The organism is Candidatus Palibaumannia cicadellinicola, from assembly GCF_002855795.1.
GTDB lineage: Bacteria > Pseudomonadota > Gammaproteobacteria > Enterobacterales > Enterobacteriaceae > Baumannia > Baumannia cicadellinicola_C.
Genome location: NZ_NJPO01000124.1, coordinates 1 through 3,713 on the forward strand (window position 1 = coordinate 1; position 3,713 = coordinate 3,713).

Genomic DNA, 3,713 nt, shown 5'->3' on the forward strand with positions numbered 1-3,713 from the left:
CCATTAGAATAGGTATTTTTACCTGTTACAAATCATTTTGGTTTTTATCTACTACCATCACTATTTTTATCTATCAGGTATACTTTCTCTTAGATCTTTTCTCATCTGGTCTGGTGTGTTAAAAGATGTACAAATATATCGAATATAGCTTCATAAGGAGATATCATGTTGTATCCTATCATCAGGCAAGCCTTATTCCAACTAGAGCCGGAAAAAGCACACGAATTTACTTTTAAGCAGCTCAAGCGCATTACTGGTACACCGCTGGAATATTTGGTGAAACAATCCGTTCCTACCAAGGCCGTTACCTGCATGGGTATTGCTTTTAAAAATCCACTCGGTCTAGCAGCAGGACTAGATAAAAATGGCGAATGCATCGACGCTCTCGGCGCTATGGGTTTTGGCTTTATTGAAGTTGGTACTGTGACGCCGCATGCTCAGCCTGGGAATGAAAAGCCACGCCTATTCCGGTTAGTCAAAGCTGGTGGCTTGATAAACCGTATGGGTTTTAATAATCATGGAGTAGATAATTTAGTCAATAACATCAAAAAATCCCATTTTGGCGGCGTTTTAGGTATTAATATTGGCAAAAATAAAGATACACCGATCGAGCAAGGAAAAGATGATTATTTGATATGTATAGAAAAAATTTATCCTTACGCTGATTATATCGCAGTAAATCTATCATCGCCCAATACCCCTGAGCTGACTACTTTACAATTTGGAGAAATACTAGATGATTTATTACAAGCTATAAAAGATAAACAAACAGCACTACAAGAATACCATCATAAATATGTTCCAATAGCGTTGAAAATAACACCAGATATGACTGAGTCAGAACTGATCCAGATGGCGGATATTCTCGTTCAGCATAATATTGATGGAGTAATTGCAACCAATACAACTACGACCAGAGAATTAGTGCAGGGGTTAGATTATGGTTCGCAACCTGGTGGTTTAAGTGGACGTCCTCTACAATTAATGAGTACAAAAGTTATTCGTATTTTATCGTCTGAATTACAAGGCAAATTACCTATTATCGGCGTTGGTGGAATTGATTCTTTGATGGCAGCACGAGAAAAAATGGTAGCAGGCGCTACGCTAATTCAAATTTATTCCGGCTTAATTTTTCATGGTCCACGTTTAATTAGAGATATCATTAGCGATCTGTAATCTAAGCGATAATAGAAATGTATTTGACAAAAGATTATTAATATTTATCTAGTATACTATCATTCAAGGCAGTAGAAAGACAGATTATATCTGTTAACTGTTAAAATGCTGTCGTCTCTTTAAATAAACCCACTTTTAGATCGCTTGCAGTATAAATCATTTTACCATCGCAGATAACTTCACCGTCGGCCATGCCCATCACTAGTTGACGGTGGATAATACGGCGAAAATGAATACGATAAAGAACTTTTTTAGCACTAGGTAAAATTTGACCTGTGAACTTTACTTCACCTACCCCCAACGCCCTACCTTTGCCTTCTCCGCCGAGCCAACCAAGGTAGAAACCAACTAACTGCCACATCGCATCCAAACCTAAGCAACCTGGCATCACTGGATCACCAATAAAATGACAACCGAAGAACCACATGTCAGGCTGAATATCTAATTCAGCTTCTATAAAACCTTTATTATAATTGCCACCATACTCGGTTATTTTTACTACTTCGTCCATCATTAACATATAATGTGCTGGAAGCTGAGGTCCTCCTTTACCAAATAGTTCACCGCGGCTGGATGCTATCAGATCTTCTTTTGAATAAAATTCACGTTTATCGATCATATCTTCTTAACCTTTATTCATACCAGCTAGTTATTGACTACTTAGTTAGTTTGTTTTACTAGCTTAGCTAGCCAGCGTAAGCACCAGGGTAATCGTTGTTGTTCGTACTGATGAATTTTGGCAATACGCTCGCAGATATATGTGATCATACTAGATAAAGGCATCGCAGTCAGTATTTCCAACGCGTCAGAAATAGTATTCACTGGCCACAGAGAGAAAGTATCCTGACGTACTGCTTTAATAACATCTTCATGCAGACATAAATGGCGGACATTAGTTATAGGAATAATAACGCCTTGAGTACCAGTAAGTCCGCGTGTATGGCACAGCTGGAAAAATCCCTCAATTTTTTCATTGACGCTGCCGATTGACTGAACACGACCAAATTGATCAACAGATCCAGTTATAGCTATTTGCTGATCTACCGGTTTATCTGCTAATGCACTTATAAGCGCTACTAATTCGGCTAGCGATGCACTGTCCCCGTCTATTTCTTCATATGACTGTTCAAATACCAGCGAAGCTGAGAAAGGCAATTGCCGGTCGAGCTGTAATGCTGACATTAGGAATGCTTGCATAATCATCATACCTTTGCTATGAATATTGCTGCTTAGTTCCACTTTGCTCTCTACATCATAGATTTCTCCATCACCAAAATGTACAACACAGCTGATACGCGATGGTTGACCAAAGAGTAAGGGATGACTAGATACAGAAAGTATTGATAAGGCATTTACTTGACCAGTAATTTTTCTTTCAGTATCCACTAGAATTTGCCCTTCAACTATCTCTTGTTGCAAATTTTCATAAAGATAGCTTTCACGCCAAAGTCTAGTGCGATAGCTGTCTGACAGCGCTGCTGCATTTATAGCCTGCGGGTAGCAATATAAAGTTGCTTCTTTCAGTTGCTGCGTAAGCCAATGCGGGCAAAGTGGAAAATAAAGCTGATCGCCACTATAGCGGACCGCTTGTTTAATCAACTCAGGCCATGCATCGGAGCACAGTGCTGGCAATTTTTGCCGATACGCTAGGGTATTGACCCAAGAGCACCACTCTGTTATGTCTGTAGCATTATTTATACACTTATTTAATTCAAATTCTCCATACAATGCAACTCGGAGCAAATCAGGCTCTCTAGCGTTTAATGCTGCCAGTACTTCGTTATTTCCTATCACGATAAGTCGTAAGTTCAACGGCATAGAGGGTATATAAACCGGGATTGATCTACTGGGGTTTACCGGTAGCCAGTCGAAACGCTGCTGTATTATCATCTGTTTCAAACGTAGCCACAACGTGGGTTGGCTAACGAGCGTATGAGCACCTAGCAGCAAAACGCCCCCGTTGACGTAGTGCACTAGACCAGGCTGTAGATTAATAACATTTTGGTAACAGTGTAATGTGCCAAACAGTTGCTCGTGCTCTACCCAAGCTTGCCAGGCACAGATATCTCTGGCGGCAAAATTATCTTCTACCTTAGATGCAGGCTGCCAGTTGACACTAACGCCTGTTACTGTATATCGGCCGCCGAATAGTTGAGAGGTTGTAGGTATAATAGTTTTAATTGTATCAGCAATTAATTGAAAATATTCTTCTTCTTCTCGAGCATTAAGTAGCATCAAACGGCTGGAAGATAATGAATGACATAGTTGCTTCAAACCGTTCATTAAACGCATTTGGAGCTTTGTCAAAGGTGAATCTAGAGGCGGACATAGTTGGTTAAATACCGGCTCAAATTTTGAGGTATCAGGAACTAAATCATTCCATTTTAATTTGTTATTCGTCAAATTTAGATAATGATGTTTTGGTTCAGGGAACCGTGATTATACTAATAATATAATTAAGATTATATCTTTTCACTATAAATTATAAGGTTTATTTTTTTGCGTCACTAGTCATAAGATAAGAATATCTTATGACT

General features: G+C 39.2%; 3 protein-coding genes. 1 reads left to right on the forward strand and 2 read right to left on the reverse strand.

Features of this window, described 5'->3' with window-relative positions; all coding sequences use genetic code 11:
* Positions 1–165: 165 nt before the first annotated feature.
* Positions 166–1,176, forward strand: a complete 1,011-nt coding sequence (gene pyrD, locus CEX73_RS02330; RefSeq protein WP_101626989.1) for a quinone-dependent dihydroorotate dehydrogenase — start codon at positions 166–168, stop codon at positions 1,174–1,176.
* Between the two features lie 100 nt (positions 1,177–1,276).
* On the opposite strand, the gene fabA is transcribed toward pyrD, so the two are convergent.
* Positions 1,277–1,795 (reverse strand): bifunctional 3-hydroxydecanoyl-ACP dehydratase/trans-2-decenoyl-ACP isomerase, encoded by a 519-nt coding sequence (fabA, locus tag CEX73_RS02335; RefSeq protein WP_101626990.1) that lies wholly within the window; start codon positions 1,793–1,795, stop codon positions 1,277–1,279.
* A 41-nt stretch (positions 1,796–1,836) separates the two neighbouring features.
* Positions 1,837–3,579 (reverse strand): AAA family ATPase, encoded by a 1,743-nt coding sequence (locus CEX73_RS02340; protein ID WP_101626991.1) that lies wholly within the window; start codon positions 3,577–3,579, stop codon positions 1,837–1,839.
* Between the last annotated feature and the right edge of the window lie 134 nt (positions 3,580–3,713).